The sequence below is a fragment of the Paraburkholderia lebeckiae genome, assembly GCF_050436325.1.
GTDB classification, from domain to species: domain Bacteria; phylum Pseudomonadota; class Gammaproteobacteria; order Burkholderiales; family Burkholderiaceae; genus Paraburkholderia; species Paraburkholderia tuberum.
The window spans coordinates 4,052,177-4,076,432 of sequence record NZ_JBNDLZ010000003.1 but is presented as its reverse complement, the minus strand read 5'-3'; the positions used below and the strand labels follow the sequence as shown (position 1 = coordinate 4,076,432).

Sequence of the window (24,256 nt, the reverse complement as noted above, 5' to 3'; positions counted from 1 at the left end):
TCAACGGAATCGATTATGCAGAGGAAAGCGCGAGTCGCGGCAGCGCGGCGAGCGCGTTAGCCGTTGTGCCAAGGGCGGCTGCGTCGGAAGTGACACCGCGCAGTCGCGCGAGGCTCGCGCCGATCGCCGGAATCTGCTCGGGTGAATTGCGCTGTCTGTACATCCATGACGGCGCTATATCCGGCGCGTCGGTCTCGACGACCAGCGCATCGAACGGCAGCTGTTCGGCGAGTCGCCGGATCTGCCGGGCGCGCTCGAACGTCAGGTTGCCGCCGAATCCAAGATGCATGCCCTGATCGATGTACGCCTGCGCCTGCTGGAAACTGCCATTGAACGCGTGCGCGATGCCGCGATGAATCTGATGCCGGCGCAGCCCTTTGATCACCTGATCCTGCGATTTGCGCACATGGCAGATGACCGGCAAATCGAATTCGCGCGCGAGCTGCAACTGGCCGTTGTAGAAAAACTGCTGGCGCGCATCGTCGAGACCGTCGACGAAATAGTCGAGCCCGATCTCGCCGATGCCGACGAAGCGCGGATCGTCGAGACTCGCCTCGATCTCCATGCGCAGCAGGTCGAGGTCGGCATCGACGGCGTGCGGCGTGAGCAGCGGATGAATGCCGAGCGCATACGCGCCGCCGTCGACGCGATGCGCGAGCTCGCGCACCGCCGCGAAGTTCTGTCGCCCGATCGCAGGAATCACGATGCGCGACACCCCCGCATGGCGCGCGGACGCCGCAACCGCATCACGGTCGGGGTCGAATTCCGAAGCGTCGAGATGGCAATGCGTATCGATCCACATGGGTTATCTCGCTGGCAAGAGGACGGACCGAAGGCGGCCCGGCGGTCCGCGTGGCGGTCAGTCATCCGCGACCCGCCACGACCGTGCCGGCCCGCACTCAGACTGGCACCGGCGGCTCTTCGTGCAGGACGCCGTCGCGCAACCGCATGATGCGATCACAGCGGCCCGCCAGCTCCGGGTCGTGCGTGACGATCACGAAGCTCGTCTCGAGCGTGCGCGACAGTTCGAGCATCAGGTTGAAGACCGTGTCGGCGGTGCCGCCGTCAAGGTTACCGGTCGGCTCGTCGGCGAGCACGCAGGCGGGCTTCGTGACGAGCGCACGCGCGATCGCGACACGCTGACGCTCGCCGCCCGACAGCTCGCCTGGTCGATGCTTCGCGCGATTCCCCATGCCGACGCGCTCCAGCACCGCCATGGCCTCGCGGCGCGCGACTTCGGTCGTCTCGCGACGAATCCGCAGCGGCATCGCGACGTTATCGAGCGCGGAAAACTCCGGCAGCAGATGGTGAAACTGATACACGAAACCGAGCGCGCGATTGCGCAGATCGTTGCGCTCGCGCTCGGAGAGCTTCGTGAACGGCTTGCCGAGCACCGACACGTGGCCCGCGCTCGGATCGTCGAGACCGCCGAGCACGTGCAGCAGCGTGCTCTTGCCGGAGCCCGACGCGCCGACGATCGCGAGCTTCTCGCCGCGCCGCACGGCGAGTTGCGCATTGTTGAGCACCTGCACGTTCAGCCCGCCCTGCACGAACGATTTGGAAATGCCAGTGGCTTCGAGCACGAGCGGATGCGACGCGGAGTCCTGAGCGGTCATGGATGAATCGGTTGAGGGATGGGCGAGGCGGTCATTCATAGCGCAGCGCCTCCGCCGGACGGACCTTCGCGCCGCGCCAGCTCGGATAGAGCGTCGCGAGCGCCGACAGCACGAACGCGATCATGCCGATGCGCGCGACGTCCGCCGGAACCAGCTCCGACGGCAGCTCGCTGATGAAGTACACCGACGGCGGCAGGAATTGCACGCCGAGCAGATGCTCGATCATCGGCACGAGCCACGGAATGCTCCACGCGATCAGGCAGCCGAGCGCGACGCCGGTCGCCGTGCCGATGAAGCCGATCGTCACGCCCTGCACGACGAAGATCTTCATGATCGAGCCGGGCTGCGCGCCGAGCGTGCGCAGGATCGCGATGTCGGCCTGCTTGTTGGTCACCGTCATCACCAGCGACGACACAAGATTGAACGCGGCCACCGCAATGATCAGCGTCAGGATGATGAACATCATGCGCTTCTCGATCTGCACCGCCGAGAACCAGGTCTTGTTCTGCTGGGTCCAGTCGCGGATGTACAGATCGCCCGACAGCGTGCGCGCGAGCTGATGCGCGACTTCCGGCGCGCGCTGCATGTCGGTGAGGCGCAGCCGCACGCCGGTCGGCGCGGGCAGCCGGAACAGCGCCTGTGCGTCCTTGATGTTGATCAGCGCGAGCGTGCTGTCGTATTCGTAATGACCCGACTCGAAGATGCCGACCACCGTGAACTGCTTCAGGCGCGGCAGCATGCCGGCCGGCGTGATCGTGCCTTCGGGCGCGACGAGCGTGATCTTGTCGTTCAGCTGCACGCCGAGATTGGCCGCCAGATCGGCGCCGAGCACGATGCCGAAGCCGCCGGGCACGAGGTCGGCCAGCTTGCCGCCCTTCATTTCCTTGCCGATGTCGGACACTTCAGGCTCGAGCGTCGGCTCGATGCCGCGCAACGCGACGCCGCTCACCGCATCCTGGCGCGTGAGCAGCGCCTGGGCCTCGACGTACGGAGCCGCGCCGATCACCTCCTTGTTCTGGCGCGCTTCCTTCGCGGTCAGTTGCCAGTCGGGCATCGAACCGGTCGGCGAAAAGATCTCGACGTGCGCGAGCACCGACAGCATGCGGTCGCGCACCTCTTTCTGAAAGCCGTTCATCACCGACAACACCACGATCAGCGCCGCGACGCCAAGCGCGATGCCCGACATCGACACCAGCGCGATGAACGAGATGAAGCCGTTACCGGTCGTGCGTTTGCCGGCGCGTGTGTAGCGCCAGCCAATCTGCCATTCGTAGGGAAATTTCAAGCGAATCCTTTTGTGCGTTCTTCGACTGTATGTCGGGACCGGTGGACATCGAGCGTCCGCCGTGCGGCCCGAGCGTCGTGATCGTTGGGCTCGCGGCGGCGCGGATCGTTCCTCGCTCGCCCGGCCGCTGCGCAGCTCTGCCGGCGCATAGAGCCGCGGCGCCGCGATGCGCCACCCTGCCGGGTCCAGCGATCAAGCGCGAAGTTTGCCACACAATGCCGCCGGCTCGCGCAAAGGACGTGCCTCGGCCGCGCCATCGACAAACCGGCCCCGCTTCGTCGAAATACTCGCACCGTTTGCCCTACAATGCGCAGCATCATGCCTGCCGACCGCCTCCATCTTCTGCTGCCCTTCGCGCTGCCTGCCGCGGCCGACGCCTCCACCGCGCTTCACGACATCCAGTGTCCCGCTCTCGACAGGCTGATCGCGCGCGCGACGCTGATCGAACGCGTGATCGGCGAGGATTTTCAGCGCACGCTGCCGCACGAGCGCTGGGTCGCGCGACAATTCGGCGCGCTGCCCGGCGGCGCCTCGGCCGCCGCCGACGAAGCCCCGCTCGCGCCCTACATGCTGCGCGCCGACGGCGGCGAACCCGGCAACGCGACGTGGGCCTGCGTGCAGCCGGTACACGTGCGCATCGCGCACGACCACCTGGTGCTGATCGACCCGGCGTCGCTCAATCTGTCGGACGACGAAGCGAGCACGCTGCTCGCGCTCGCGCGTCCGCTGATCGAGGAACTCGGCGTGCGCATCGAGGCGCCCAAGCCAATCCGCTGGTATCTGTCGAGCGACGCTTTCGGCTCGCTCGCGGGCGCGTCGCCGTTGCGCGCGAGCGGCCGCAACATCGAGATCTGGTTGCCGCACGAAGCGCATTCCGGCGAACGCTCTCGCGCGTGGATGAAGCTGCAGAACGAAGTGCAGATGGCGTGGTTCGAGCATCCGGTGAACGAAGCGCGGGAGGCGCGCGGGCTGCCGGCCGTCAACTCGATCTGGTTTCATGCGCAAGGCGCCGCGCGGAACGTGCGCAGTCCGTTCGCGCAGGTGCTGTCCGATGCCGCCGCAACGCGCGGTCTCGCGCTCAGCGCGGGGGTCGCGACAGGCGCGCCGCCGGCGTCGTATCGCGAACTGGCCGCGGCGCTGCGCGGTACCACCAACGGCAGCGGCGCAACGCTCGTCGAACTCGACCCCTTCTCCGCGCCCTACATCGAACAGGACTGGGCGCGCTGGAACCAGGCATTCGCCGCGCTGCAGACCGACTGGTTCGCGCCTGCGCTCGCGGCACTGCAGTCGGGCGAACTCGCCGAGCTCGGCCTCACGCTGTGCGGCGACACCGGCTCGGTGACGCTGACGGTCACGCGCGGCGATCTCCGCAAATTCTGGCGGCGGCGCGTGCTGGCCTCGCTTTTCATCGAATGATCCACGGCCCTTCCGCATGACCCGAATCGTTACGCGCCCCTGCTCCCCCGTCGACGCCGAAGTGCTGACCCGCTGCGGCCTGCATCCGGTGCTCGCGCGCCTGTACGCATCGCGCGGCGTGTGCCTGCCCGAGGACGTCGAAACCGGCCTCGCGCGGCTCGTGCCGCCCGCCGAACTGAAGGGCTGCGACGCGGCCGCCGCGCTGCTCGCCGACGCGCTCCAGCAGCAGCGCCGCATGCTGGTCGTCGCCGACTACGACTGTGACGGCGCGACAGCCTGCGCGGTCGCGGTGCGCGGGCTGCGCATGTTCGGCGCGCGCATCGACTACCTGGTGCCGAACCGCATGGAGCACGGCTACGGGCTCACGCCGGACATCGTCGAGCTCGCGACACGCAGTGCGGCCGGCAAGCCCGATCTGCTGATCACCGTCGACAACGGCATCGCGAGCGTCGACGGCGTCGCGGCAGCCAACGCGCTCGGCATCGACGTGCTCGTCACCGACCACCACCTGCCCGGCGACGACCTGCCCGCCGCGCGCGCAATCGTCAATCCGAACCAGCCGGGCTGCACGTTCCCGAGCAAGTGCCTCGCCGGAGTCGGCGTGATGTTCTACGTGCTGCTCGCGCTGCGCGCCGAACTGCGCCGCCGTGGGGCGTTCGGCGACGCGCTGCCCGAGCCGCGCCTCGACGGCCTGCTCGATCTGGTCGCACTCGGCACCGTCGCCGATGTCGTCAAACTCGACGGCAACAACCGCGTGCTGGTGGCGCAAGGTCTGCAGCGCATCCGCAAGGGTCGCATGCAGCCGGGCATCGCCGCGCTGTTTCGGGCCGCCGCGCGCGATGCGCGCAACGCCTCCGGCTTCGACCTCGGCTTCGCGCTGGGACCGCGCCTGAACGCGGCGGGTCGGCTGTCGGACATGTCGCTCGGCATCGAATGCCTGACCACCGACGACGTCGGCCGCGCCTGGGAACTCGCGCAGCAACTCGACACGATGAACCGCGAGCGCCGCGAAATCGAGGCCGGCATGCAGCAGCAGGCGCTGGACGACCTGTCGACGGTCGATCCCGACGGCGCGACCACGATCACGTTGTTCAATCCGGGCTGGCATCAGGGCGTGATCGGCATCGTCGCGGGACGGCTGAAAGAGAAGTTCCACCGCCCGTCGTTCACGTTCGCGCCGGCCGACGATACCGGCGTGCTCGTCAAGGGCTCTGGCCGCTCGATCGCGGGCTTCCATCTGCGCGACGCGCTCGATCTGATCTCGAAGCGCGAGCCGGACCTGATCGTCAAATTCGGCGGCCACGCGATGGCCGCGGGCCTGACGATCGCCGCCGCCGACGTGCCGCGCTTCACCGCCGCGTTCGAGGCGGTCGGCCGCGAGTGGCTGTCCGCGCAGGCGCTCGCGCGCACGATCGAAACCGACGGCGAGCTCGAAGACGCGTACTTCACGCCGCAATTCGTCGAAATGCTCGACGCGGCCGTCTGGGGCCAGGGTTTTCCGGCGCCGGTGTTCTCCGGCGAATTCGAGGTCGCCTCGCAGGCGTTGGTGAAGGACAAGCACCTGAAGCTGCAACTTCTGCGCGGCCGCCAGCGCTTCAACGCGATCTGGTTCAATCACACCGACACGCTACCCGCGCGCACGACCGTCGCCTACCGGCTCGCAAGCGATACATGGAACGGTGTGTCGCGCGTGCAACTGATCGTCGAGCACGCGGTGAGCTGAAATCTCCCGCAAAATCAATCGCGAACACGCGCTGGATCGCCCGCGAGGCTCCGGCGCGGCGTGCCGATCGGCTATAATTTCTGCTTTTTACGCAGAATAGAAGATCGACATGGAAGCGGAACGTCTCAACGCGATCGAAGCCTCTCTGGCCGACCTGCGCAAGCGCGCGGACGACCTACGGGGGTATCTTTGACTACGACGACAAAGCACTGCGTCTAATCGAAGTCAACCGGGAACTCGAAGACCCGGACGTCTGGAACGACTCGAAGCACGCCCAGGCACTCGGTAAAGAAAAGAAGCTGCTCGACGACACTGTCGGCAAGCTCACGTCGATCACGAACGACGTGCGCGACGCGCAAGACCTGTTCGAGATGGCACGCGAAGAAGCCGACGACGACACGCTGCTCGCCTGCGAGGGTGACGCCCAGGCCATCGAGGCGCGCGTCGCCGACATGGAATTCCGCCGGATGTTCGCGAACCCGGCCGACCCCAACAACGCCTTTCTCGACATCCAGGCCGGCGCGGGCGGTACCGAAGCATGCGACTGGGCGTCGATGCTGCTGCGCCAGTATTTGCGTTATTGCGAACGCAAGGGCTTCAAGACCGAAGTGCTCGAGCAGACCGAAGGCGACGTCGCCGGCATCAAGAACGCGACGATCAAGATCGAAGGCGAATACGCGTACGGCTTCCTGCGTACCGAAACCGGCGTGCACCGGCTCGTGCGCAAGTCACCGTTCGACTCGTCGGGCGGTCGTCACACGTCGTTCTCGTCGGTATTCGTGTACCCGGAAATCGACGACTCGATCGAAGTCGACATCAACCCGGCCGATCTGCGCATCGACACGTACCGTGCTTCTGGAGCGGGCGGTCAGCACATCAACAAGACCGACTCGGCGGTGCGTATCACGCACATGCCGTCGGGCATCGTCGTGCAATGCCAGAACGACCGCTCGCAGCACCGCAACCGCGCCGAAGCAATGGCGATGCTGAAATCGCGCCTGTATGAAGCGGAAATCCGCAAGCGTCAGGCCGAGCAGGACAAGCTGGAAGCCGGCAAGACCGATGTGGGTTGGGGCCATCAGATCCGTTCGTACGTGCTCGACAACAGCCGCATCAAGGATCTGCGCACCAACGTCGAAATCAGCAACACGAAGAGCGTGCTCGACGGTGACCTCGATCCGTTCATCAGCGCGAGCCTGAAACAGGGCGTCTAGGCGCGCACGGCGCGGCCCCGTTCACCGATCGGGACCGCGCCTTCTTCGTTGCTGCTTTTGCGTTGCTTCCGCGCTATTTGTTCGCCGTTTTTCCCGTACCGCCTGAGGTTTTTACACTGACTGGCTTCCCGCCAGCGGAGCACTCCGCGGCGGGCCACCGAATACCAAATCATCATGACTGAACCGACCCAGCCGACTGTCGTGCCCGAAGCGGACGACAACAAGATCATCGCCGAGCGCCGCGAAAAGCTGCGCGAACTGCGTGAGCAAGGCGTCGCCTATCCGAACGATTTCCGTCCCACGCACCACGCCGAAGATCTGCAGGCGCAGTACGAGCACGCCGACAAGGAAGCGCTCGAAGCGAATCCGCTCGAAGTCGCGATCGCCGGCCGCATGATGCTGAAACGCGTGATGGGCAAGGCAAGTTTCGCGACCGTGCGCGACGGCTCGGGTCAGATCCAGTTCTTCATCACGCCGGCCGACGTCGGACAGGAGACCTACGACGCATTCAAGAAGTGGGACATGGGCGACATCGTCGCCGCGCGCGGCGTGCTGTTCCGCACCAACAAGGGCGAGCTATCGGTGCGCTGCACGGAGCTGCGTCTGCTGTCGAAGTCGCTGCGTCCGCTGCCGGACAAGTTCCACGGTCTCGCCGACCAGGAAATGAAGTACCGCCAGCGCTATGTCGATCTGATCGTCACGCCGGAAACGCGCCGCACGTTCGTCGCGCGCACGAAGGCGATTTCGTCGATCCGCAAGTACATGGCCGACGCGAACTTCATGGAAGTCGAAACACCGATGCTGCACCCGATTCCGGGCGGCGCGGCGGCCAAGCCGTTCTCGACGCACCACAACGCGCTCGACATGCAGATGTTCCTGCGCATCGCGCCGGAGCTGTACCTGAAGCGGCTGGTGGTGGGTGGCTTCGAGCGCGTGTTCGAGATCAATCGTAATTTCCGCAACGAGGGCGTGTCCGTACGCCACAACCCGGAATTCACGATGATCGAGTTCTACGCGGCCTACACCGATTACAAGTGGCTGATGGACTTCACCGAGCAGCTGATTCGCCAGGCCGCGATCGATGCGCTCGGCACGGCCACCATCACTTATCAGGGCCGCGAGCTCGATCTGTCGAAGCCGTTCCATCGGCTCACGATCACGCAGGCGATCCAGAAATACGCGCCGCAATACACGAACGAGCAGCTCGCCGACGGCACGTTCCTGCGCGCCGAGCTGAAGAAGTTCGGCGTCGATGCGTCGCAGCCGCAGTTCCTCAACGCGGGCGTCGGCTCGCTGCAACTGGCACTGTTCGAAGAGACCGCCGAGTCGCAACTGTGGGAGCCGACCTACATCATCGACTACCCGATCGAGGTGTCGCCGCTCGCGCGTGCGTCGGACAAGGTGGAAGGCATCACCGAGCGTTTCGAGCTGTTCATCACCGGCCGCGAAATCGCCAACGGGTTCTCGGAGCTGAACGATCCGGAAGATCAGGCCGCGCGCTTCAGGAAGCAGGTCGACCAGAAAGACGCCGGCGACGAGGAAGCGATGTTCTACGACGCCGACTACATCCGCGCGCTCGAGTACGGCATGCCGCCGGCGGGCGGCTGCGGTATCGGCATCGATCGTCTGGTCATGATGCTGACCGATAGCCCGAGCATCCGCGACGTGATTCTGTTCCCGCATCTGCGTCGCGAAGACTGAGCGACGCTCGGCGCGAGCGCTCGTTGTGGTTCGCGCGCAATGCGATGGTTTGAAGAGCGCCCGGTTGATGCCGGGCGTTTTCTTATGCGCGCGTTTTCGCTTTACGGGACCATTTTCTGCTTCTCATCGTTTGTAACCAGCGGTAAAAGCTGCTCGTTCGCGCGCAAGTCGCCGCGGACTCGATGGTCTTGGAAGCTTGTTGCAACAAAGCGCACCGCGTGAAGGGCGTCTACCGGCGCCAGAGGGCGCCACCTGAGCGGTTACAAATAGAAACGCTGCCCGGATCGAATTGCCCGACACTCATTCTCATCAGAAGTCGGCTCTGCCAGAAACGGAGGACCTACATGGACACCCCTACTCATCAACCCACGCAGCCACGTCGTCTTCATCCGTTGATCGCGGTGGCCGCCGGCGCGGTGCTCGTCGCGAGTCTCGTCGCTACCGCGGCGATCACCGGCGTGTTCCCGGAGGCGTCGGGCAACGGCGCACAGAACAATCAGACGCAGGCCGCGCAGGTCAGCACGCAACCGCCGGGCGTCGTGGATTCGGCCGCGCCGGTCAATCCATCCGCGCAACAGCCGCAGGTTCAGGCTCAGCAAGTGGCGCCATCCGCTCCTGCCCCGGCTCCTGCTTCGGTGCAGCAACAGCAGTACTCGCAGCAGCAGGCGCAGGCCGCACCCCAGTCGCAATACACACAACCACCCGAGCCGCAAGCGGCGCCGCAGCATGCGCAGCAGCCGGCTCCGCAAGCCGCTTATTGCGCGACTTGCGGCACCGTCGTCGCGATCTCGGCGCTTCGCCATGAAGGACATGGCACCGGTATTGGCGCGGTCGGCGGCGCGGTGGCCGGCGGCGTCGTCGGTAACCAGTTCGGTGCCGGCGGCGGGCGTACCGCGATGACGCTCCTTGGCGCGCTCGGCGGCGGGTTCGCCGGCAACTCGGTCGAAAAACATCTGCGCAGCACGACGTCGTATTCGGTGCGCGTGCGCATGGAAGACGGCAAGATGCGCTACTTCACCTATCAAGAGGCGCCGCCGTTCCGCGACGGCGAGCGCGTGCGCGTCCAGAACGGCCGCCTCCTCGCCGACTGAGGTCAGCGCTCCAGTTTCTTCGACGCAGCAATGAAAAAAGGCGATTCCAGTGGAATCGCCTTTTCTTTGGAGTTCAATGCACCCGTTCGAACACGCGCTCAGTAATCCGCGTCTTCGATCCACGCCGCCTGAATCGCTTCGAGAATCTTTTCGTTCGAGCGGTTCGGATCGTCGTCGAAGCCTTCGAGCTCGGTCACCCAGCGATGCAGGTCGGTGAAACGCACCTGCTGCGGATCGACGTCCTGATGCTTGTCCGTCAGAGCCATCGCGATGTCTTGCGTATCGGTCCACTTCATGGCGGCGCCCTCCTGTTAGTGATTTTCCTTCGCGTGATTGATCGAGTAACGCGGAATTTCGACGACCAGATCCTGCTCGTCCGGCACGAGCGCCTGACACGACAGGCGCGAAGCGGGTTCGAGCCCCCATGCCTTGTCCAACAGATCGTCCTCGTCTTCCTCGGACGGCGTCAAGGCGGCGAAACCCTCACGCACGATCACGTGACAGGTCGTGCACGCGCAAGACTTCTCGCACGCATGCTCGATTTCGATACCGTTATCGAGCAGGTTGTCGCAGATGCTCTTGCCGGGAACGGCGTCGATCACCGCACCTTCCGGGCACAGTTCGACGTGAGGCAGCACAACGATTTGAGGCATACAGTTTCCGTTTGGGTCTGAGGCACGGCGGCTGCCAGCATATTGCCGCGTGCAGGCTCCGTGTCATTTTACTGGCGTCGCGCGGACTTTTTAAGCCCACGCGGCGCGCTCCGGTGGTTCGTGGGATGTTCGCAATTCGTCCTTGGTGGAGCGCGCGTTGCCGGTTCGCTCACGCAACGCGCATAGCGCGTGCGCGGCCTTCGCTACGTTCGCCCGTTCAGATCTCGTCGAGCTTGCGTCCCGCCAGCGCGCGGCGAATTCCCTTGTTCATGCGGCGCGCGGCGAATTCGTCGGTGCCTTCGGCGAGCGCCTTCGTCGCGGCTTCGATCGCGCCGACGTCTTCGCCTGGCGCGACGTTGCGCAGCGCGGCGAGCAGCGCGTCGAGTTCGGCGCGTTCGCTGTCGTCGAGCAGCTCGGCGTCGGCGGCGAGCGCCGCGTCGGTCGCTTCGACGAGACGCTGCGCTTCGACCTGCGCCTCGCGCAGAGCGCGCGCCCGCATGTCGATTTCAGCGGTCGAAAAGCTGTCTTCGAGCATGCGCGCGATGTCGTCGTCGGCGAGGCCATACGAAGGCTTCACGACGACCGATGCCTCCACGCCCGACGCCAGCTCGCGCGCAAACACCGACAGCAGGCCGTCGGCGTCGACCTGATAGGTCACGCGAATGCGCGCGGCGCCGGCGGCCATCGGCGGAATGCCGCGCAGCTCGAAGCGCGCGAGCGAACGGCAATCGCTGACGAGCTCGCGCTCGCCCTGGACGACGTGAATCGCCATCGCGGTCTGGCCGTCCTTGAAGGTCGTGAAATCCTGGGCGCGCGCGACTGGAATCGTCGAGTTGCGCGGAATGATCTTTTCGGTGAGACCACCCATCGTCTCGACGCCGAGCGACAGCGGAATCACGTCGAGCAATAGCCACTCGTCGCCTTCCGCCCCGCGGTTGCCGGCCAGCAGATCGGCCTGGATCGCGGCACCGAGTGCGACGACCTGATCCGGATCGAGGTTGACGAGCGGCGGCTGGCCGAAGAACGCCTCGACCGCGCGGCGGATCACCGGCATGCGCGTCGCGCCGCCGACCAGCACGACGCCCTTGATTTCCTTCGTGGTGACCTTCGCGTCGCGCAGCGCCTTTTTCGTCGGGCCCAGCGTGCGTTGCACCAGCGCGGCCGTGATGGTCTCGAAAGTGGCTTCGTCGATCGTCAGGTCGAGCGCGGCGCCGTTGGAAAGCGTGAGCTTGAGGCTAGTTTGCGACGCGCTCGACAGCGCCTCCTTGGCCTCGCGCACACTATCGAGCAGCAGGCGCACGTCGTGCGGCGCGAGCGTCTGCGGCGCGATGCCGGCCTGTTCGAGCACATGGCGGTACAGCGTGTGGTCGAAGTCGTCGCCGCCGAGCGCGGAATCGCCGCCCGCCGCGAGCACTTCGAACACGCCCTTGGTGAGCTTCAGGATCGACAGGTCGAAGGTGCCGCCGCCGAGGTCGTAGACCGCGTACAAACCTTCGGCGCCGTTGTCGAGACCGTAGGCGATCGCCGCAGCGGTCGGTTCGTTGAGCAGACGCAGCACGTTCAGCCCCGCGAGACGCGCGGCGTCCTTGGTCGCCTGGCGCTGCGCTTCGTCGAAGTAAGCGGGCACCGTGATTACCGCGCCGACGAGCTCGTCGCCGAGCGTGTCTTCGGCGCGCTGGCGCAGCGTCGCGAGAATTTCAGCCGATACCTCGACCGGGCTCTTCACGCCGTCGACGGTGCGGATCTGCACCATGCCGGGTGCATCGACGAAGTCGTACGGCGCGTTTTCGGCGCCCTCCACCTCAGCCTTGCCGCGACCCATGAAGCGCTTGACCGACACGATCGTATTGCGCGGGTCGCTCGCGGCCTCGGCCTTCGCCCGGCGGCCGATGCGACGGCCGCCCTGCTCCAGGTAACGCACCACCGACGGCAGCAGCACGTGCCCGTCTTCGTCGGGCAGCACATCGGGCAGGCCGCTGCGCACGGCGGCGACGAGGGAGTTAGTGGTGCCAAGATCGATACCGACCGCCAGACGCCGCTGGTGAGGCGCCGGCGCCATGCCGGGTTCGGAGATTTGCAGTAAGGCCATCTGGATTTTCTCGGGGACGTCGTGCCCCGTCCTGAATGTTCGCGTTGCTGGGGGTGATGCCGCGGCTCGCGGCCGCTCTGATTTTTTGTTTGTCGCTTACTACGTCGCTGCCTACTGTTGCTAGCCTTCGAGCCGCTCGATCTGGGCATCGATTTCCGACGCGACGCGCTCGATGAACATCAGCTGCCGCACCGCCTCGCCCGCCGCCTGATTCGCGCCGCTATCGAGCGATGCGCCGAGCTTGTCGAAGCGCCGACGCTCCTCGTCGCGCAACTCGATGAGCAGCGCGTCGAGCGCGTCGACGTTCTTCGCCGCGGCCGCGTCCTCGATGTTCTCGCGCCACTCCATCTGCTGCATCAGGAACGCGGGCTCCATCGCCGTGTTGTTCTCCGCGCCGACGTTGATGCCGCGCAACGACAGCAGGTAGGTCGCGCGCTTGAGCGGATCGCGCAGCGTCTGATAGGCCTCGTTCGCGCGCGTCGCCCACTGCATCGCGATACGCTTTTGCGCATCGCCGGCCGCCGCGAAGCGATCCGGATGCACCTGCGCCTGCACGGTGCGGTAAGCGTGATCGAGCGTGCTCGCGTCGAGCGCGAATTGCGCCGGCAGACCAAATAGGTCGAAATGGCTGTCGTTCAGCGAGACCATCGGATTAAAGTCCGTTGATGAAAACTGGTATGGAGATGTTGGGCCTTGTCAGGCGTGACCGGTTCAGTGGAGCGCGGATCAAAACTAAAAAGGCGGCCCGCGCCGCCTTTTATCCGCCGCACGCGGAAGGTAACGAATCTAGACGCGGAACGACTCGCCGCAGCCGCATTCGTCTTTCACGTTCGGGTTGTTGAACTTGAAGCCTTCGTTCAGCCCTTCGCGCGCGAAGTCGAGCTCCGTCCCGTCGATATACGCGAGACTCTTCGGGTCGACGATGACCTTCACGCCGCCAGTCTCGAACACCTGATCTTCCGGCGCGAGTTCGTCCACGTACTCGAGCTTGTAGGCGAGGCCCGAGCAACCGGTGGTGCGCACGCCGACGCGCAACCCGATGCCTTTACCGCGGCGGATCAGATACTTCTGGACGTGCTGTGCTGCCTTTTCGGTCAACGTAATTGCCATAACGTTTCTCAGTTGCCAGAGTGCGCGGCGCGCGTGTTCGCGCCGCGCTCACCGGTTGCTTCTTTCTTACCCTGTTGCTCAGGCGGCCTTGCCGTCTTCGGCAACCGCTGCTTCGCCGTGGCGCTGCTTGTAGTCGGCGACGGCTGCCTTGATCGCGTCTTCCGCGAGGATCGAGCAATGGATCTTCACCGGCGGCAGTGCCAGTTCTTCGGCGATCTGCGTGTTCTTGATCGACATCGCCTGGTCGAGCGTCTTGCCCTTCACCCATTCGGTGACGAGCGAGCTCGATGCGATCGCCGAGCCGCAGCCGTAGGTCTTGAACTTCGCGTCTTCGATGATGCCATCCGCGCCGACGCGGATCTGCAGCTTCATCACGTCGCCGCAGGCCGGCGCGCCGACCATGCCGGTACCGACCGTGTCGTCGTCCTTCGCGAAGGAACCGACGTTGCGCGGGTTTTCGTAGTGGTCGAGGACCTTGTCGCTATAAGCCATGATTACACTCCTTGATTCGTTTCAACCTGCAATGCGATGATCGTTCGATGTCCGCTTCGTCCAGCCGGCGCGTCAGTGCGCGGCCCACTGGATGGTCGACAGATCGATCCCGTCCTTGTGCATTTCCCACAGCGGCGACAGATCGCGCAGCTTGGAAATCTTCGACTTCAGCAGGTTGATCACGTAGTCGATTTCCTGCTCGGTCGTGAACCGTCCCACCGTGAAGCGGATCGAGCTGTGCGCGAGTTCGTCGTTGCGGCCAAGCGCTCGCAGCACGTACGACGGCTCCAGCGACGCCGACGTGCACGCCGAACCCGACGACACCGCGACGTCCTTCACCGCCATGATCAGCGATTCGCCTTCGACGAAATTGAAGCTGATGTTCAGGTTGTGCGGCACACGCTTTTCCATGTCGCCGTTCACATACACTTCCTCGATTTGCGACAGGCCTTTCAGCAGCCGGTCACGCAGCATGCGGATGCGCTCGTTTTCGGTCGCCATCTCTTCACGCGCGATACGGAACGCTTCACCCATGCCGACGATCTGGTGCGTGGCGAGCGTGCCCGAACGCATGCCGCGCTCGTGACCGCCGCCCGTGCATCTGCGCCTCGATACGGATACGCGGCTTGCGACGCACGTAAAGCGCGCCGATGCCTTTCGGGCCGTAGGTCTTGTGCGCCGAGAACGACATCAGGTCGACCTTCAGCTTCTGCAGATCGATCTGGATCTTGCCGGTGGACTGCGCCGCGTCGACGTGAAAAATGATGCCCTTCTCACGCGTGATCTCGCCAATCGCCTCGATGTCCTGGATGACGCCGATCTCGTTGTTGACCGACATCACCGACACCAGAATCGTGTCCGGGCGCAGCGCCGCCTTGAACGCGTCGAGGTCGATCAGACCGTCGTCCTTGACATCCAGATAGGTGACTTCGAAGCCTTCGCGCTCGAGCTCGCGGGTGGTGTCCAGCACCGCCTTGTGCTCGGTCTTCACCGTGATGATGTGCTTGCCCTTGCTCTTGTAGAAATGCGCGGCACCTTTCAGAGCGAGGTTGTCCGACTCAGTCGCACCCGAGGTCCAGATGATTTCGCGTGGATCGGCGTTCACGAGCGCGGCGACCTGCTCGCGCGCTTCCTCGACTGCGCGCTCGGCGGTCCAGCCATAAGCGTGACTACGCGATGCGGGATTGCCGAACTGCTCGCGCAGATACGGGATCATCTTGTCCACCACACGCGGATCGATCGGCGTCGTGGCGCTGTAGTCCATGTAGATGGGCAGATGGAGAGAGTCGTTGTTCATCAATTGCTCCGGGGACGTCATGTGCTCTGGCTTCGGGGTTCGATATGGGGCTGCGGCGAGGGTTTTCTATTGCGTGCCGCGCTTCACGAACCGGCCATGTTGAAAACGGAATTGGGACCCTTGGGCGCCACGCGGACGGGTTCGACCGCCGGAGCGTCGTTGCGCCTGTCGCGCAGCACGGCCGGCGTGCCTTCGCGCGAACGCTGCTGATCGACCAGATCCTTCAGCGAAACCGAATCGAGGTATTCGACCATTTTCTGGTTCAGCGTCGACCACAGCTCATGCGTCATGCAGTGGCCGTCGTGCTGCTTGGTGCCTTCGCACGTGCCCTTACCGCCGCACTGGGTGGCGTCGAGCGGTTCGTCGACCGCGATGATGATGTCGGCCACCGTCACCTCTTCGGCACGGCGCGCGAGATTGTAGCCACCGCCCGGTCCGCGCACGGACTCGACGATTTCATGACGGCGCAGCTTGCCAAACAGCTGCTCGAGATACGACAGGGAGATGTGTTGGCGCTGGCTGATACCCGCAAGCGTCACCGGGCCCTGCTCCTGGCGCAGCGCCAGGTCGATCATCGCCGTGACGGCGAAACGGCCTTTCGTGGTGAGTCTCATATGATGTGGGAACCGCAATTCTCGACAAGTTTGGTCAAGTATAAATACATGAGCGATTTAGTCAAGTATGTGCGGTGAATTTTGTGTCATTCGCTTAATTGATCACCATACTTCGACGCCGCACCCCACCCGTGCCTACGCGAGCAACTGCGGGCGCAGCGCGGCGATCAGCCCGCGGCAGGCTGCTTCGCACTGATCGAGCACCAACTCGAAGCCTTCCGCGCCGCCGAAATACGGATCGACAACCTCTCGTGCGCCGCTCCAGCGGCCATCCGACTCCGGCACGAACTCCATCAGCAGACGGATCTTGTCGCGCTGTGCGGGCGGGCACAGTTGACGCAACGCGGCGACGTTTCGGTCGTCCATGGCAATCAGCAGATCGAAGCGCTCGAAGTCCGCGACCGTGATCTGGCGGCCGCGCAGCGCGTCGAGCGCATAGCCGCGCTGGCGCGCCGCGTGTTGCGCGCGTTCGTCGGGCGCCGCGCCGATGTGCCAATCGCCGGTGCCGGCCGAATCGATCAGGATGCAGTCCGCAAGCTTCGCCTCGTCGACCAGATGACGCATCACGCCCTCCGCCGTCGGTGAACGGCAGATATTCCCGAGGCAAACGAAACAGATCGACACAGTTTTCATCAGGGATTTTTCGACGCTCGAGGCGCCGCGCGTGAGGTCGTCAGACAGTCAGCGGACTGCGCCGCGATTATACAAATCTCGACAGATTCGCGCCGAGCGGGGCGCAGCCACGCAAGATCAGCGGCTTCCGACCGTCGCGATCCGCCGCGCCGGCTTACGATGACTCGGCGAGCGGCGTCGCCGTGGCGGCACGCATCGGCTTGGCCGGCAATGCAGACGCCGTGTCGATCATGCCGTACGACACCGCGCGTGCGAGTTCGGCGGTCAGATGGTTGGCGTCGAGCGGCATCTGCGAAGCGCGCGAACCGGTTTGGCCGTTGACATGTAGAAAGGCGAGCACCGCGAGCGGTACAACGATGGCTATGGGCCAGTACACCGATATTGTGTTTTTCATGATGGTTTTTCAATTAGGGGCGTATGAGCTTATGACGCGCTATGCCCTAATTGAATCCTATAGGAATTCACAATCGGGAAAAACCCGGCCGCGCGAGATAGATCGTTGCTCGACACGAAACAGTCAATTGACATCTCTTGCGGGAACGAATGGCGCATCGCTGGCACACAAAAGTAAAGCTTACAAACGCATACAAAGCCGCCGCGACGGACGGCCATAATAATGGTCTTACTCTTACGCCTACATTTCTTTGCACTGGCATTGGCCCCACAAAATGAAACGCATTGCACCTCTCACTGGCCTGGTGGCCGCTGCGCTGCTCGGCGGCTGCGCGGTCTATCCGGACGGCACGCCGATGTACGGCAACGGCTACGGCGCCTATAGCGGCTACAACGGTTATGACGATTCCGCATACGCACCGGGCGCCGCGGTCGTGCCCCAAACCAATGTGTACCTCGGCTACGGCGATTACGGTCCGGGACGCTACTACGGCCCGGCGCCAGGCTCCGGCTATCGCGGCTATCCGGATCGCGGTCAACGGAACGACAACGATTGGCATCACGGCGATCACGGCAACGGTCATGGCAACAACGGCGGCGGTCCTGGACAACCGCACGGCGGCCCGCCGCCGCAGGGCGCAGCGGGCGGTCCGCACGGCCCTGGTGGCGCCAATGGCGGCCCGCATCCCGGCGCGGGCGGCCCGCCGCCGGGCCAGCCGCAAGCCGGCAACGGCGGCGGACGGGGCAACGATTTGGGGAGAAATGCACCGGCGCGTCATCCGGGGCAGATTACCGAACATTGAAGACGGAGCGGCGCTGAAGTATCCGGCCGGCTTCTTCGCCCATCTCGACGGTTGCGCGAGCGCGCAGCCGTCAAACCAATCCCAATGCCGCCCGCTCAGCCAATATGGCTGCGCTGCGCAGCATACAACTCGCGAAACGTACGACCCACCGGCGCCGGCATGTCGCGCGTATCGGTCCAGCCCGCGCCGCCGAGCGGCAGTTTGGCGATCGACCGATTGCGTCCGCCCATGCGCTCCAGCACGCGCACGGCGAGTTTGGTAAAGAGCGCATAGGCATCGGGATGCAGCGCTAGCCAGCCCCACAGCGCCAACCCGGCGCGCTCCTTCCACGGACGTAGGTGTCGCTCCATCTGCTTTTCGCGCAGCTTGCGCAACAGATCGGACAGCGGGATACCGACCGGGCACACGCTATTGCATTCGCCGCATAACGTCGCCGCTTGCGGCAGATCGAGCGCCTTGTCGATGCCGACATAGCTCGGCGTCAGCACGGACCCCATCGGCCCCGGATAGACCCAGCCATACGCGTGCCCGCCGACCTTCTGATACACCGGGCAATGGTTCATGCACGCGCCGCAGCGGATGCAGCGAAGCATCTCCTGGAAGTCGCCGCCGATCAGCCCCGTGCGGCCACCGTCGACGAGCACCACGTACATCTGGTCGGGCCCATCCTGATCGCCCGCGCCACGCGGCCCGGTCAGCATCGAAAAATAGTTCGAGGTGGCCTGGCCGGTTGCCGAACGCGGCAGCAGGCGCATAGCAGTCGCGAGATCCTCGAGCGTCGGCAGCACCTTCTCGATGCCGGTGACAGCGACATGCACGCGCGGCATCACCGTGCACATGCCTTCGTTGCCCTCGTTGGTCACGACCGCGACCGAGCCCGTTTCCGCGATGATGAAATTGCCGCCCGTCACGCCCATGTCCGCGCTCAGAAAATGCGGCCGCAGCATCTCGCGCGCCTCGCGCGTCATGTCGGGAATCTCGGTGAGCCGCGGCCGGCCGTGCGTTTTCGCGAACAGATCGGCGATCTCGTCCTTATCCTTGTGAACGACCGGCGCGATGATGTGACTTGGCGGCTCGTTATCGTTGATCTGCAGGATGTATTCGCCAAGGTCGGTTTCGATCGACTGCACGCCCATCTGCCCGAGCACTTCGTTCAGGCGCATTTCCTCGGTGACCATCGACTTGGTCTTGATCACCTTCTTCACGTCGTGCTTGCGCGCAATGTCGCCGACGAGCCGCGCGGCCTCTTGCGTGGTCTCCGCGAACAGCACAGTCACGCCGCGCCGGGTCGCCTCGCGCTCGAAGGTTTCGAGCCACACGTCGAGATTTTCGAGCGCGCGATCACGGCGCTCCTTGAGCGCGGCCCGCGTCGCGGGGAAATCGATCGCGGTCATCGCGCTCGCGCGCGCCGACACGAACTTCGTGGACAGCTTGGTCAGGTTCTGCTGCAGGCGCTGGTCGGCGAGTTTCTGACCGGCGCGAGCCTTGAACTGCATCGATTGGACTTGCATGGCGGTCCTGATGAGATCGGAGTGAAACGCGCGGCGCATTCGCGCCCGACGCAATGCGTGACAGACAAGATAAACGTGACGCGAACAATGGCGGTGTTCGCCGCGCGGGGATTACACGTCGCCGGCCAGCACCTGCGCGATATGCAGCACGCGCGTCGTCGAGTCGCCGTTGCGGCGCAGCCGCCCTTCGATATTCAACATGCAGCCGAGGTCGCCGAGCACCACCGCACCGGCGCCGCTCGCGGCGATGTTCGCGCACTTTTCGTCGACGATCGCGGTCGAGATATTGCCGTATTTGACCGCGAAAGTGCCGCCGAAGCCGCAACAATGCTCGCAGCCTTTCATCTCGGTGACCGAGACGCCGACCTGCGCGAGCAGTTCGCGCGGCTGTTCCTTGACGCCCAGTTCGCGCAAGCCCGAACACGAGTCGTGATAAGTCACCTGTCCCGTGAACTCGCCCGGTTGCAACTGCACCTTCGCGACGTTGACGAGGAAATCCGTGAGTTCGAACACCTTGCCGCGCAGGCGGCCGAAACGGTTCATCAGTTCGGGATCGTCGCGGAACAGGTCGCCGTAGTGCGCGCGGATCATGCCGCCGCACGAGCCCGACGGCACCACCACATAGTCAAACTGTTCGAACTCGCGCAGCGTTTTCTCGGCAAGGTCGCGCGCGAGGCGGCGGTCTCCCGAGTTATACGCAGGTTGCCCGCAACAGGTTTGCGCGGGCGGCACCACGACCTCGAAACCGGCGCCTTCGATCAGCTTGATGACCGAAAAACCGATCTCGGGACGCATCAGGTCAATCAGGCACGTGACGAACAATCCGACTCGCATGAGCCCTCCTTTCGGGGAAACGTCCCTGATTATCCGCTGTTTGGTGGTGCAATACCAACGGCCGGAAGGCATAGGAAGTACGCCGCGCTGGATTGGAAACGCGCCTCGAAGCGCGTTCGCTTTTTTCACAATACGAGATACAATCAATTTCCGCAGTTTGACGCATCCACCAATTCTCATATGAGCGATACGAACCCGGATCCCAAAACTTCGATCCAGGTGATCGAACGCATGATGCGCCTGCTCGACGCACTGGCGGCGCATAGCGACCCGGTCAGCCTGAAAGAACTGGCCCTCCGCACGGAGCTGCATCCATCCACCGCGCACCGCATCCTGAACGATATGGTGATGTGCCGGCTGGTCGACCGCTCAGACCCCGGCACCTACCGTCTCGGCATGCGCCTGCTCGAACTGGGCAATCTCGTCAAGGCGCGCCTGTCGGTGCGCGACGCGGCGCTCACGCCGATGCGCGAGCTGCACCGCGAGACCGGGCAGACCGTGAACCTGTCGGTGCGTCAGGGCGACGAAATCGTCTATATCGAACGCGCGTATTCGGAGCGCTCGGGCATGCAGGTGGTGCGGGCGATCGGCGGGCGCGCGCCGCTTCATCTGACCTCGGTCGGCAAGCTGTTCCTCGCGGCCGACGAAGCCACCCGCGTGCGTGCCTACGCAACCCGCACCGGTCTGTCGGGCCACACGCAGAACAGCATCACCGATCTCGCGAAACTCGAGCGAGAGCTGTCGCATGTGCGCCAGCAGGCCTGCGCGCGCGACAACGAGGAACTGGAGCTGGGCGTGCGCTGCATCGCCGCCGGCATCTACGACGATACCGGCAAGCTGGTCGCGGGGCTGTCGCTGTCGGCGCCGGCCGATCGTTTGCAGGATTCGTGGCTCGGGCAGTTGAGCCAGACCGCGTTGATGATTTCGGAATCGCTCGGCTACCGGCCGCAGGCGCAGCAAGACCATTCGCACGCTTCGCACAGTTCCCACAGCCAGCATTCGTAGGCGACGCAGCGGCCGTCGGGTCGCGGTTGCACCCTTTCCCGTCGTGCCTTCGTCAACGCCAATAAAAAAGCCTCGCATCCGCGAGGCTTTTTCTCTGCAGCCGGACTGACTACCACCGGCTGAGTATGCGTTGCGGCTTCAGGTGCCCGGACCGCCGGCATCGGCGCTCGTGATACGCGGCTGGTCGCCGCCGTTGTCCAGCCACGTACGCAGACGCGTCGCGTCCGCGAACCGCGAGTACTTGCCCGACGAATCGAGCAGCACCAGGATCATCGGCCGGCCGTGGATGGTCGCCTGCATCACGAGACACTCGCCCGCTTCGTTGATGAAGCCGGTCTTCTGCAGACCGATGTCCCACGTCGGGTTGCGCACCAGCGCGTTCGTGCTGTTGTACGCGAGCGTGCGCTTGCCGGTGTACACCTCGTAGCTGTGATCGGTCGAGAACTTGCGGATCAGCGGGTACTGATACGCCGCGTTGACCATCTTCACGAGATCGCGCGCGCTCGACACGTTCATGCTCGTCAGACCGGTCGGGTTCTCGAAGTGTGTGTCGCTCATGCCGAGCTGCCTCGCCTTCGCGTTCATCGCCGCGAGGAACGCCGGACGGCCGCCCGGGTAGTAGCGCGACAGCGCCGCCGCCGCGCGGTTTTCCGACGCCATCAGCGCGATGTGCAGCATGTCCTCGCGCGACAGCACCGAGCCCACCGACAGACGCGAACCCGTGTTCTTCTCGTAGTCGCGGTCTTCGTCGGTGACTTCGATCTGATCGGTCATCGGCTCTTTCGAATCGAGCACCACCATCGCCGTCATCAGCTTGCTGATCGATGCGATCGGTACCACCGCGCGCGAGTTCTTGTCGAACAGCGTCTCGCCGCTGTTCTGGTCGATCACATAGGCGACGCTCGAGCGCAGCATCAGCGCGTCCGGCGTCTCGTGCAGACCAAACGCCTGGCCGACGCTCGGTTGGCGCGGCTCGTACGCGACGCGTCGCATCACCGAACGGTGCCGGCCGTTCGCCGTGAATGTGACGCGCTTGCGTTTGACGCCGGCGTGCGGCGCATCTTCATCCGCGGCAGCGCCTTTCACGGCCTCGCCCTTGCCGGCTTTCGCCGCATGGCTCGACACCTTTTCGGTGGCGGCCGCCTGCGCCGGTTTCCTGGCAGTTTTAGCGTGTTTGGAAGTTTTTGCGGTTGCAGCAGACGTAGCTGCAAAAGTGCTGACAGGCGTAGCGAACGCTGCGATGGCCAGCGAGACGGCCACCGACAGAGCGGTGCTGCGCGCCGCGCCGTGGAGCACTTTTAGCGACGAAAACATGTCGGTTTTCATGGGTGTTCGATAGGGAGCGGCGAGGGGTTTCCGCAAGTGTAGTAAAGCAACGAAAAATTAGCAATTTGAAGCACTTATACACGCTCCTTAAACCGGCTTGTCAGCTCCGATCGCGAAAACGCAAATAAGTGCCGCGCCTCGATCGAAAAAAACGATCGTCGCCAGCAAGCCTCGCCATTGCCGCCGCCCGCTCCAATCGAGCAGATCCTTGCAGGATAACGGCAATTTTGAGACAACCTTGATCCGGGGAAATACTGTCAGAGCACAGGCGGAAACTACTGCACCGCGCCATGAAGGCGTTGCGAACGTGCGCCAGACTTTTAAGTGTCCGACGAAAGTCGCTAACGCGCGTTCGACTGCCATCGTTCTTTAACGTTCCTTGTCATCTTGTGGTTTACCTCGAATCGACGAGAATTGGTTTTTCAGGGGCAAATCGCTGCTACACGGAAAAATAATCTCCCGACGGCCTGCCGATCAGTTATTTTATGTCGCACCAGCACGGTGCAATGCGCAATCGTTCCGCGTCATATTAATGACATGCCTACTGCATAAGCTGTTGTTTTGTCAGCATTTTCTTAACATTGTGCGATGCACAAAAAACGCTTGACATTCCTTGTAGCCATCCTAAAATGGGAACCATTGCTGCGATGCACAATACATCGCGGTCCGGGCAGACGATGAATCCGCGTCTTGCCACCCACCCAACGCGGTCCGCACAGACCGGCCGCGATCCAGGAGCGTAAACCATGACTCTGCTGACCCCTGAGCAATTCGCCGCAGCCCAGAAAGCCAACTTCGAAACCCTGTTCGGCCTGACGACCAAAGCATTTGAAGGTGTCGAAAAGCTGGTCGAACTGAACCTGCAAGTTGTGAAGTCGACGCTCGCCGAAAGCCAGGAAAATGCCCAACGCGCGCTGTCCGTGAAGGACGCGCAGGAACTGCTGGCACTGCAAGCAAGCCTCGCGCAGCCGGTGGCTGAAAAGGCGCTGTCGTATGGCCGCCATGTGTACGAAATCGTTTCGGCAACGCAGGGTGAATTCACCCGCGTCGCGGAAGCGCAATTCGAAGAGCAAAACCGCAAGGTTCAGGCGCTCGTCGAAAACGTCGCCAAGAACGCACCGGCCGGTTCGGAAACCGCTGTCGCCGTGATGAAGTCGGCTATCACCGCCGCCAACACCACGTACGAAACGGTCCACAAGGCAACCCGCCAGGCTGTCGAAATCGCCGAAAGCAACTTCAACGCAGCTGCAACGGCCGCTTCGAAGGCAGCTTCGCAAGCCGCTGCGCAAGCATCGCGCGCCGCCGCCAAGAAGGCCGTCTAAGCTTCACGCGTCAACACGCCAGGCTTTATGCCTGGCGGCGTCTTTCACGCCGGCCCAGCCTATGCGTTGCGCCGGCGTTATCGCAAGCAACAGCGTCGTGCCGTTGCCGCTTATACGGTTTGATGAGC

General features: G+C 64.1%; 24 protein-coding genes and 1 pseudogene. 8 read left to right on the top strand and 17 right to left on the bottom strand.

Annotation, left to right across the window (positions count from 1 at the left end; all coding sequences use genetic code 11):
* Positions 1-13: 13 nt before the first annotated feature.
* The 3 genes from OKW44_RS36755 to OKW44_RS36745 all read right to left on the bottom strand — a co-directional run bounded on the left by OKW44_RS36755 (position 14) and on the right by OKW44_RS36745 (position 2,901).
* The gene (locus OKW44_RS36755) at positions 14-802 is read right to left on the bottom strand and encodes a TatD family hydrolase (RefSeq protein ID WP_018417537.1); all 789 of its coding nucleotides are present in this window, start codon (positions 800-802) and stop codon (positions 14-16) included.
* A gap of 97 nt (positions 803-899) precedes the next feature.
* A complete protein-coding gene (gene lolD, locus OKW44_RS36750) occupies positions 900-1,655 on the bottom strand; it encodes a lipoprotein-releasing ABC transporter ATP-binding protein LolD (RefSeq protein WP_026225296.1) in 756 nt (251 codons plus the stop codon).
* A complete protein-coding gene (locus OKW44_RS36745) occupies positions 1,648-2,901 on the bottom strand; it encodes a lipoprotein-releasing ABC transporter permease subunit (RefSeq protein WP_018417535.1) in 1,254 nt (417 codons plus the stop codon). The genes lolD and OKW44_RS36745 overlap by 8 nt, the downstream gene beginning before the upstream one ends.
* Positions 2,902-3,207: 306 nt before the next feature.
* Here OKW44_RS36745 and OKW44_RS36740 point away from each other — a divergent pair, with 306 nt between their 5' ends.
* The 5 genes from OKW44_RS36740 to OKW44_RS36720 all read left to right on the top strand — a co-directional run bounded on the left by OKW44_RS36740 (position 3,208) and on the right by OKW44_RS36720 (position 10,046).
* Complete coding sequence (locus OKW44_RS36740; protein WP_018417534.1) at positions 3,208-4,317, top strand: hypothetical protein; 1,110 nt, start codon at positions 3,208-3,210, stop codon at positions 4,315-4,317.
* Between the two features lie 16 nt (positions 4,318-4,333).
* Positions 4,334-6,040 carry a single-stranded-DNA-specific exonuclease RecJ gene (gene recJ / locus OKW44_RS36735; protein ID WP_018417533.1) on the top strand — a complete coding sequence of 569 codons (1,707 nt, stop codon included), beginning with the start codon at positions 4,334-4,336 and terminating at the stop codon, positions 6,038-6,040.
* 109 nt (positions 6,041-6,149) lie between these two features.
* A protein-coding gene (gene prfB, locus OKW44_RS36730; RefSeq protein ID WP_113061858.1) for a peptide chain release factor 2 occupies positions 6,150-7,254 on the top strand; the annotation gives its coding sequence in 2 pieces (ribosomal slippage) (positions 6,150-6,230 and positions 6,232-7,254; 1,104 coding nt in all).
* A gap of 174 nt (positions 7,255-7,428) precedes the next feature.
* Positions 7,429-8,955 (top strand): lysine--tRNA ligase, encoded by a 1,527-nt coding sequence (gene lysS / locus OKW44_RS36725; protein ID WP_018417531.1) that lies wholly within the window; start codon positions 7,429-7,431, stop codon positions 8,953-8,955.
* A 344-nt stretch (positions 8,956-9,299) separates the two neighbouring features.
* Complete coding sequence (locus OKW44_RS36720) at positions 9,300-10,046, top strand: glycine zipper 2TM domain-containing protein (protein WP_026225295.1); 747 nt, start codon at positions 9,300-9,302, stop codon at positions 10,044-10,046.
* 98 nt (positions 10,047-10,144) lie between these two features.
* Here the strand turns inward: OKW44_RS36720 and iscX are convergent, their stop codons facing one another.
* The 10 genes and pseudogenes from iscX to OKW44_RS36670 all read right to left on the bottom strand — a co-directional run bounded on the left by iscX (position 10,145) and on the right by OKW44_RS36670 (position 17,328).
* Positions 10,145-10,342, bottom strand: a complete 198-nt coding sequence (gene iscX / locus OKW44_RS36715; RefSeq protein WP_013588918.1) for a Fe-S cluster assembly protein IscX — start codon at positions 10,340-10,342, stop codon at positions 10,145-10,147.
* Between the two features lie 15 nt (positions 10,343-10,357).
* Positions 10,358-10,699, bottom strand: coding sequence for an ISC system 2Fe-2S type ferredoxin (gene fdx, locus OKW44_RS36710; RefSeq protein WP_018417529.1), 342 nt, complete (start codon positions 10,697-10,699; stop codon positions 10,358-10,360).
* 217 nt (positions 10,700-10,916) lie between these two features.
* Positions 10,917-12,788, bottom strand: a complete 1,872-nt coding sequence (gene hscA / locus OKW44_RS36705) for a Fe-S protein assembly chaperone HscA (RefSeq protein ID WP_018417528.1) — start codon at positions 12,786-12,788, stop codon at positions 10,917-10,919.
* 120 nt (positions 12,789-12,908) lie between these two features.
* A complete protein-coding gene (gene hscB, locus OKW44_RS36700; RefSeq protein WP_018417527.1) occupies positions 12,909-13,436 on the bottom strand; it encodes a Fe-S protein assembly co-chaperone HscB in 528 nt (175 codons plus the stop codon).
* A gap of 138 nt (positions 13,437-13,574) precedes the next feature.
* On the bottom strand, positions 13,575-13,898 hold the full coding sequence (iscA, locus tag OKW44_RS36695; protein WP_018417526.1) for an iron-sulfur cluster assembly protein IscA: 324 nt from the start codon (positions 13,896-13,898) through the stop codon (positions 13,575-13,577).
* A 78-nt stretch (positions 13,899-13,976) separates the two neighbouring features.
* Positions 13,977-14,390 carry a Fe-S cluster assembly scaffold IscU gene (iscU, locus tag OKW44_RS36690; protein ID WP_013089817.1) on the bottom strand — a complete coding sequence of 138 codons (414 nt, stop codon included), beginning with the start codon at positions 14,388-14,390 and terminating at the stop codon, positions 13,977-13,979.
* Positions 14,391-14,462: 72 nt separating this feature from the next.
* Positions 14,463-15,687 (bottom strand): annotated as a pseudogene (locus tag OKW44_RS36685) (IscS subfamily cysteine desulfurase).
* A gap of 83 nt (positions 15,688-15,770) precedes the next feature.
* Positions 15,771-16,301 carry a Fe-S cluster assembly transcriptional regulator IscR gene (gene iscR, locus OKW44_RS36680; RefSeq protein ID WP_018417524.1) on the bottom strand — a complete coding sequence of 177 codons (531 nt, stop codon included), beginning with the start codon at positions 16,299-16,301 and terminating at the stop codon, positions 15,771-15,773.
* 135 nt (positions 16,302-16,436) lie between these two features.
* Entirely contained in the window at positions 16,437-16,934 is a 498-nt protein-coding gene (locus tag OKW44_RS36675; RefSeq protein ID WP_018417523.1) for a low molecular weight protein-tyrosine-phosphatase, read from the bottom strand.
* A 154-nt stretch (positions 16,935-17,088) separates the two neighbouring features.
* A complete protein-coding gene (locus tag OKW44_RS36670) occupies positions 17,089-17,328 on the bottom strand; it encodes a hypothetical protein (protein ID WP_018417522.1) in 240 nt (79 codons plus the stop codon).
* A gap of 274 nt (positions 17,329-17,602) precedes the next feature.
* Here OKW44_RS36670 and OKW44_RS36665 point away from each other — a divergent pair, with 274 nt between their 5' ends.
* Entirely contained in the window at positions 17,603-18,130 is a 528-nt protein-coding gene (locus OKW44_RS36665) for a hypothetical protein (protein WP_026225294.1), read from the top strand.
* Between the two features lie 95 nt (positions 18,131-18,225).
* Here the strand turns inward: OKW44_RS36665 and OKW44_RS36660 are convergent, their stop codons facing one another.
* Positions 18,226-19,641: a lactate utilization protein B gene (locus OKW44_RS36660; protein WP_026225293.1), complete on the bottom strand. Its 1,416-nt coding sequence runs from the start codon at positions 19,639-19,641 to the stop codon at positions 18,226-18,228.
* Positions 19,642-19,752: 111 nt separating this feature from the next.
* Complete coding sequence (locus OKW44_RS36655; RefSeq protein WP_018417519.1) at positions 19,753-20,475, bottom strand: (Fe-S)-binding protein; 723 nt, start codon at positions 20,473-20,475, stop codon at positions 19,753-19,755.
* Between the two features lie 180 nt (positions 20,476-20,655).
* Here OKW44_RS36655 and OKW44_RS36650 point away from each other — a divergent pair, with 180 nt between their 5' ends.
* A complete protein-coding gene (locus OKW44_RS36650) occupies positions 20,656-21,480 on the top strand; it encodes an IclR family transcriptional regulator (RefSeq protein ID WP_018417518.1) in 825 nt (274 codons plus the stop codon).
* A gap of 138 nt (positions 21,481-21,618) precedes the next feature.
* Here the strand turns inward: OKW44_RS36650 and pbpG are convergent, their stop codons facing one another.
* Entirely contained in the window at positions 21,619-22,806 is a 1,188-nt protein-coding gene (pbpG, locus tag OKW44_RS36645; RefSeq protein WP_018417517.1) for a D-alanyl-D-alanine endopeptidase, read from the bottom strand.
* An 87-nt stretch (positions 22,807-22,893) separates the two neighbouring features.
* Positions 22,894-23,169, bottom strand: coding sequence for a hypothetical protein (locus OKW44_RS36640; protein WP_162633874.1), 276 nt, complete (start codon positions 23,167-23,169; stop codon positions 22,894-22,896).
* Between the two features lie 383 nt (positions 23,170-23,552).
* On the opposite strand from OKW44_RS36640, the gene OKW44_RS36635 reads away from it, so the two are divergent.
* Positions 23,553-24,128, top strand: a complete 576-nt coding sequence (locus OKW44_RS36635) for a phasin family protein (RefSeq protein WP_013089827.1) — start codon at positions 23,553-23,555, stop codon at positions 24,126-24,128.
* Positions 24,129-24,256 lie beyond the last annotated feature (128 nt).

Coding starts and splice junctions, on each gene's coding strand:
- OKW44_RS36755 (WP_018417537.1), bottom strand. CDS start 802: ATGTGGATCGATACGCATTGCCATCTCGACGCTTCGGAATTCGACCCC.
- lolD (WP_026225296.1), bottom strand. CDS start 1,655: ATGAATGACCGCCTCGCCCATCCCTCAACCGATTCATCCATGACCGCT.
- OKW44_RS36740 (WP_018417534.1), top strand. CDS start 3,208: ATGCGCAGCATCATGCCTGCCGACCGCCTCCATCTTCTGCTGCCCTTC.
- recJ (WP_018417533.1), top strand. CDS start 4,334: ATGACCCGAATCGTTACGCGCCCCTGCTCCCCCGTCGACGCCGAAGTG.
- lysS (WP_018417531.1), top strand. CDS start 7,429: ATGACTGAACCGACCCAGCCGACTGTCGTGCCCGAAGCGGACGACAAC.
- OKW44_RS36720 (WP_026225295.1), top strand. CDS start 9,300: ATGGACACCCCTACTCATCAACCCACGCAGCCACGTCGTCTTCATCCG.
- iscX (WP_013588918.1), bottom strand. CDS start 10,342: ATGAAGTGGACCGATACGCAAGACATCGCGATGGCTCTGACGGACAAG.
- fdx (WP_018417529.1), bottom strand. CDS start 10,699: ATGCCTCAAATCGTTGTGCTGCCTCACGTCGAACTGTGCCCGGAAGGT.
- hscA (WP_018417528.1), bottom strand. CDS start 12,788: ATGGCCTTACTGCAAATCTCCGAACCCGGCATGGCGCCGGCGCCTCAC.
- hscB (WP_018417527.1), bottom strand. CDS start 13,436: ATGGTCTCGCTGAACGACAGCCATTTCGACCTATTTGGTCTGCCGGCG.
- iscA (WP_018417526.1), bottom strand. CDS start 13,898: ATGGCAATTACGTTGACCGAAAAGGCAGCACAGCACGTCCAGAAGTAT.
- iscU (WP_013089817.1), bottom strand. CDS start 14,390: ATGGCTTATAGCGACAAGGTCCTCGACCACTACGAAAACCCGCGCAAC.
- iscR (WP_018417524.1), bottom strand. CDS start 16,301: ATGAGACTCACCACGAAAGGCCGTTTCGCCGTCACGGCGATGATCGAC.
- OKW44_RS36675 (WP_018417523.1), bottom strand. CDS start 16,934: ATGAAAACTGTGTCGATCTGTTTCGTTTGCCTCGGGAATATCTGCCGT.
- OKW44_RS36670 (WP_018417522.1), bottom strand. CDS start 17,328: ATGAAAAACACAATATCGGTGTACTGGCCCATAGCCATCGTTGTACCG.
- OKW44_RS36665 (WP_026225294.1), top strand. CDS start 17,603: ATGAAACGCATTGCACCTCTCACTGGCCTGGTGGCCGCTGCGCTGCTC.
- OKW44_RS36660 (WP_026225293.1), bottom strand. CDS start 19,641: ATGCAAGTCCAATCGATGCAGTTCAAGGCTCGCGCCGGTCAGAAACTC.
- OKW44_RS36655 (WP_018417519.1), bottom strand. CDS start 20,475: ATGCGAGTCGGATTGTTCGTCACGTGCCTGATTGACCTGATGCGTCCC.
- OKW44_RS36650 (WP_018417518.1), top strand. CDS start 20,656: ATGAGCGATACGAACCCGGATCCCAAAACTTCGATCCAGGTGATCGAA.
- pbpG (WP_018417517.1), bottom strand. CDS start 22,806: ATGAAAACCGACATGTTTTCGTCGCTAAAAGTGCTCCACGGCGCGGCG.
- OKW44_RS36640 (WP_162633874.1), bottom strand. CDS start 23,169: ATGGCAGTCGAACGCGCGTTAGCGACTTTCGTCGGACACTTAAAAGTC.
- OKW44_RS36635 (WP_013089827.1), top strand. CDS start 23,553: ATGACTCTGCTGACCCCTGAGCAATTCGCCGCAGCCCAGAAAGCCAAC.